The sequence below is a fragment of the Methanolobus profundi genome, assembly GCF_900114835.1.
Classification (GTDB): Archaea; Halobacteriota; Methanosarcinia; order Methanosarcinales; family Methanosarcinaceae; genus Methanolobus; species Methanolobus profundi.
This window is the reverse complement of the sequence record NZ_FOUJ01000013.1, coordinates 1-5,579: the sequence shown is the minus strand read 5'-3', so window position 1 is coordinate 5,579 and position 5,579 is coordinate 1. Positions and strand designations below refer to the sequence as shown.

The 5,579-nt window shown below is 44.1% G+C and carries 6 protein-coding genes; 1 reads left to right on the top strand and 5 read right to left on the bottom strand.

From position 1 onward, the window contains the following. The 3 genes from BM008_RS14590 to BM008_RS14580 form a co-directional block, all read right to left on the bottom strand. A partial coding sequence (locus BM008_RS14590; protein ID WP_143072383.1) for an encapsulin occupies positions 1–782 on the bottom strand: 782 nt, incomplete at its 3' end. A 10-nt stretch (positions 783–792) separates the two neighbouring features. Then, complete coding sequence (locus BM008_RS14585) at positions 793–1,248, bottom strand: structural cement protein Gp24 (RefSeq protein ID WP_091938315.1); 456 nt, start codon at positions 1,246–1,248, stop codon at positions 793–795. Beyond that, a complete protein-coding gene (locus BM008_RS14580) occupies positions 1,248–2,240 on the bottom strand; it encodes a hypothetical protein (RefSeq protein WP_143072382.1) in 993 nt (330 codons plus the stop codon). The genes BM008_RS14585 and BM008_RS14580 overlap by 1 nt, the downstream gene beginning before the upstream one ends. Positions 2,241–2,435: 195 nt before the next feature. On the opposite strand from BM008_RS14580, the gene BM008_RS14575 reads away from it, so the two are divergent. Then, complete coding sequence (locus tag BM008_RS14575; protein WP_143072381.1) at positions 2,436–3,404, top strand: hypothetical protein; 969 nt, start codon at positions 2,436–2,438, stop codon at positions 3,402–3,404. 291 nt (positions 3,405–3,695) lie between these two features. Here the strand turns inward: BM008_RS14575 and BM008_RS14570 are convergent, their stop codons facing one another. Together BM008_RS14570 and BM008_RS15050 are read right to left on the bottom strand one after the other, a co-directional pair. Continuing rightward, a complete protein-coding gene (locus BM008_RS14570; protein WP_091938309.1) occupies positions 3,696–4,574 on the bottom strand; it encodes a minor capsid protein in 879 nt (292 codons plus the stop codon). 12 nt (positions 4,575–4,586) lie between these two features. After that, on the bottom strand, positions 4,587–5,579 hold a 993-nt coding region (locus BM008_RS15050; protein ID WP_177188108.1), incomplete at its 5' end, for a hypothetical protein.

The window sequence follows — 5,579 nt, the reverse complement described above, 5'->3', positions numbered from 1 at the left end:
GTGTCGGGGTGTTTTGAGTCCACGCCATGCTCTGTCTTGAAATCGGATGTCATGTAGAAGTCGACATAAGGTTCTCCGACGTTCTCTGTTGGGCATACAAAACCTGTGCCTGCTGTTAGTGTGTTAGTACCGAATACCTGTCCGCCGTTGAGCATGTCCAGGATATCCGGCATTTCTTTGATACCGTTTGCACTGCGGCTGGCCATTAGCTGCCTGCGCTGTGTGGTTGCAAGTACCCAGTTGAATGAAAGACTGTCAACGGGAATGCCATCATCATCCATGAGCTCATAGACACCTGCCAAGGCATCTGTGGCATTGCCATAGGTACCGAAGTCCTTGCTTACAGCATAATCGTTGCCAGCTCCCTGGTAAAGTCCATTCATATCATAATTCGTACCGTCGTTGCTGACACCCATCATGATAGCTGCATTCTCTGCCTTTGCTGCCTTGTATGCTGCAGAAATGGAAGATGCTTTATCGACATCCACTCCACTTCTAAGCCAGCTCTCGTAAATGCGCCTGTCAACCGTGTAGTCCTTCCAGTAGACAGGTATCTTTGAGTTGGTCAGGGAAACTTCGATCTTGTCCTCGTTACCGTCACGGAAACCATATGATACGTATCCGTCACTGACATCAGTGATTTTACCCCAGTCAACAGAGGTTATACCGAATCCCTTCTCTGAGGTCACATGTACCAGTTTCCTTCCGATAAGTGCGTTCCTGAGAGCAGGGACAATAGAGGAGTCTATTTCTTTTGAGAATGTTGCGAGTGCGTTTGTCATGTTAATCACCTCATATGAGACTCAGTACCACAATATCTGCAGCAGCTGAGGTTGCATCAACTGATTCCTCAGCGATTGCCACGATCTCATCTGTTCCAACAATACCGGCTGCAAGCTCTCCATCAGCAGCTGCCTTAAGACGTGCACCTTTGTTCACGTTCTGACCTGATGCAAGGCTACCAACAATCAGGAAACTGCCTCCATAGAGGACAGCAGCCATGTCATCCAGTGCGTAGATGGTATCGACGTCAGTGGGCATGAATGCTGGATTTGTCTGTTCGTATCCGAGCCATCCCAGTGTAGCACCAGCTGCGGTATTCACAACCATATCGTCATCGTTGGTCCCCTTCTTGACCAGTCTGCCAGGATACATGTTCGTGGCATTTTCGATCTTAAGTTCCTGTTCCAGAGGACTTCCACCAGCCACTATCTTGTTTGCTGGTTTCACAACGCCTGAGTATGCCATTAGTCCACCACCCATTCATTTTTGGTGCTGTCCCATCTGCCGACGGTACCCATGCCTGTTGAGCTGGGATATTTGACATACTCAGCTGTTGCTCCGAGCTTTATGCTTCCCAAGTCCTCTGCAAGCTTCTCAATATCTGCGGCCGTCAGATGCTGGTAGTCTTCGTCCTTTGTCTCAAGGTTCAGGTTCTTCCTGGCAGCTGTGAAACTTTCCATTGCACTGTCTCTCCTCTGCTCTTCCTTGTAAGCTACAATTTTAGCAGTGGCAATCTCATCGGCTTTGCTTGCCACTAGCTCCTGCACCTTTTCCAGAGGAACGGATGTGGCCTTATCTTTTTCATATGAAGCGACCACTTTTTCGAGATAATTAACCTTTGTTTCAAGTTCTGTATTAGCAGCTTTCAGGTCATCGATATCCTTATCTTTAGCTGCATTGTCCTTTTCGAGCTCAGCAAGTTTTTCGTCCGGGGAAGGATCTCCACCGCTGTTAGAATCGTCTTTGTTATCTGTCACAGGATCACCTGATGCGATGATTTTGAATTGATGAATGTTACGTACCGCTACCTTTCCATTTTCGGATGCAGCTATATTCCAGGTTGCCTGCTCCCATGCAGGATTCTGGACAAGGGTTAATGACCTGGCCTGGACTCCGCTGGCCCAGTTATCATCGATAGAATCGGCCAGAGAATAGACACTCCATGTGTTTTCCCAGGTTCCATCCTGGATCTTTCTTTCAGCCACGGAGTCGGTTACCGATGCTCTTGCTTTGATCTCCGATCCTTCTCGCCAGGCATCGACGACCCTGCCTATCTCAGCATTAGGATCCTCTGAAAAGTCACAATCGTGGGGAGCATCTCGTGGACATATACGAAGTACAGAGCCTTTGAGAGAGGAGATGGCATTATCTACTTCTGAAAAGGGAATGCCCCATCCGTTTTTGTTTATCTCGCCGAGTGGAAATGCAGTACCTTCAATAGTGATAGCCATCGGCATTCAAGTACAAATACAACGGGTATAAAAAGATTATACAATGTACTTTCGTTTCAAGATGCAAATTTAATAATGGCTATTGGTGCCTAATATTAAATTTGTTACTGTCTTTTGACGAGGATGAGTGAATTAGATATTTAGATATGAAATACAATGTATATCACAATCTATATATCATAGAAATACATTGTATTTCATATGGAACTGACTCGTAAGACTATATCTGATGCTGGGATGGCCCTTGCAGTACTTAGAAGATATCAAAACCTGCCTCTTGAACACCCTGAAAAACCTATTTTTGCAGCTGCATTGGCATCGTTTACAGCTGAAAGTATGGGAGGTAAACTTCACGTTTTTAGTGATGACAAAAGTACACCATTTACACTTCTCGTATCAGAGTGGACTGAATCCAGCGCTCCCAGCGCCGTGCTCATTAATAATTCAATTTCAGATTGGACCGCTGCGGTATCTCTGTGGTGTATTACTAATCAAAACCTATTCAGAAAAAGCGAAAACTTCGCAGACTTAGAAAATATCAATTGCTTCATAATGAGATCAACATATGAATTATGGACAATGACTCCTAAAGGAAGTCCAGTTCGATGGTCAGAAGCTGCCAGAGTATTTGATGATTCAGGTTTAGCAGATAAAGAACATGCATGTATTGACGAGTCCGATTCAAAAGAGTGGAATAGTTCCCTAAATAATCTAAAGCCAAGATTGCTTAATATTTTAGGATATAACTCGGTTTCGGAGATAGTTCCGGACTTTTCAGATGAACCATTTCCAACACAATTCTTACAAGAAGTACTCATCGCTGAAAACAATAATCGTAACCCAATTCGCATGGCAACTATGTGTGTGGCAAAGCCACTTCCTACTCACATTCCAATTGAAGTTCTTGTAAACAGAGGAGATTTAAGTCCAGCACAAGCCCTGGCTTTTTACCTTGTAGATGAGGAATATGGCCCTAAGCTTACCTATGCAACTGCAGCTAATCTACTCGGGATGAAAAACAGACAGGAGATTGGTACTCATCTCAAAAGGGCCAGAGATATCTTTCAAAAATCTGGTCAAAAACCAGAACTAAGTGGATATGTTCGTTATGAATACATCGCTGAGGAAGCGCCAAAGCCACTTGAAGTTAATATTTCTGCAAGGAACTGAAAATATCCAATGACTTCGAATTAAAATGAAATAATCTGGCAATGATGACAATTCAAAAGGAGGTGATATCAATGGCTAAATCTAATAATGACAACCATGCTAACCAGTGCAATCCAAACAATAATGCATATTGGCAGAGCCGTGGTAATGAAGGGCGCCCAGCTGACTGGGATGAAGAGAACGATGAGTAGATTAGAGGTAGATGGAATGTATCTATCATTCCATTTTATTTCATTGAATTAAAATTATGAATTTGGCAACGATATATCACAAGAAGCTGCTTTTTTCCAATTAGCTTACAGAAATCTTCAGTCTATTTTCTGCTAATAACCTCTTTTCAATATCCTTGTCCAGAATGAACTGCGATATCCGATATTTCTCATTGAACCTGTCAATGTTCTCTAAAGCCTTCTCTACAACTTTCTCATCAGCCAATTCCTTAAAAAACACACCATTCTGATTCATCTGATAACGAAAGTCACGGTTCTCGAACTCTGCAGCAGGATTGATTTCCCTGGTAATTGGCATTGGTTTTAGGCCACTCCGACAATGATGATGCAAAGGCGGCCTGTACAAATCGAGAGAATCAGATTCCGTTGAGAACATCGTACCATGCAAAGCCCTGCATTGATTACTTGTCCTACCATCAAGTTCAGCATCAAACTCAACATATTCCACTCCACGCTGTCTATACCGATACACAGTTGTGTTGATAGCAACATCTGCAGTGAAGGTCCTGGCAAATCTAACTGCCTTGTATCGTTCTCCTTCCCAGATGTCTACTATCCTTTTGGCCAGCTGGTTGGGATGCATCGTATAGATATCTTCATTTTTAAGCATCTGAACGATAGATTCTACAACATTATCTGCCAGCTCAGTTGATATCCTCACAGCCTCTTCTGTAAGCACGTATGACTCATCTATTGCAGATGCAGAGATCTGTTTCATTTGTTTATCGGCGTACAGTAACGATTGTTTGATGATCTCAGTGATGATATTGTCCAGTTGCTTCACATAGGTCTTGGACCCAAATTCCCTGCGAACATTGCGGACAAGCTCTCGCTTATAGTCCATGGTCCTTAATCTGAATGCTTTCTCCATGGTTCGGTCTAAAAGCAAGATGATCTGATTCTCTACATGGATAAGTTCTGGAGATTTCAGGAGTGACATCCTTTCACCTGATCATTCCCCTTCCACCGGGAATCCACCCCATTTGAGAAGCTGCTCTTTTGTAAGAACTCCGCTATTGTACCATTCAATCACATCACGGGATTCCAGCTGTGGTCGGCTAAGTTCCTCGAACTCTATCCATACAGAATCTTCAGTCTTGTCCATGAGTCGAAGTCGCATATTGATGGCACTGTTGGCGATGTTCCGGACAATATGCTGCAAGCCTTCCAGGACAACCATACGGTCCTCTTCGGAAACATATCCAGCTGCATAGGTGGACCCTTTTGTATCTCCCATACTGAGTGGGGACTGCAGCAGTCCAATCTGAATATCTGTTTCCAGTGACTTCTTGAACGACATGACATCCAGGGAGCCCTTTGCATCAACAGGAATTACATCAAGACCTACTGCAGCGATGTCCTCGTTCTCAGAGAGGTACTTGTGCTCATCAAGCCAGGCATCTATGATATTCTGAGCATCCTCGATGCTGACAATCTCCTGCTCGACCAGTTTCTCAAGGAGCTTGAAGTCGATCAGATACCTGCCATTGCCGTATTTCTTCACAAATGAAACGTATCCATAGTTGATGTTTAGCAAGTTCCGGATACTAAGCTCGATAGGTTCCATCATGGAAGCACCATAAATACCGTATGTATCTCGCTTGAGAGGATCCTTCTGAACAGTGTCCCAGGCATTGTAGGATCCGCAAACCACATCACTGATCTTCAAGATCTTTCTTTTGGCCTTGTCACTTTCATTGATAACAATAGATCCAGTGGGGGGTGTGAGGATTTCTTTAGGGTTCATTTCGCCAACAGTAAAATCCTCTGGAAGAATAGTTGTATTCTGCATGAGCAGGGGTATCAGAGAGAAGGTCTCTGCGTTCCCGTTGGGTAGTGCCACATATGTTCCGTCCCTGCAGAGAAGCCTGGCAAGTGTCTGCACCTGCTCAAGGAAGTTGACCTTACTGGACCATCGCTCAAAATCTTTAATAATCTTGGAACC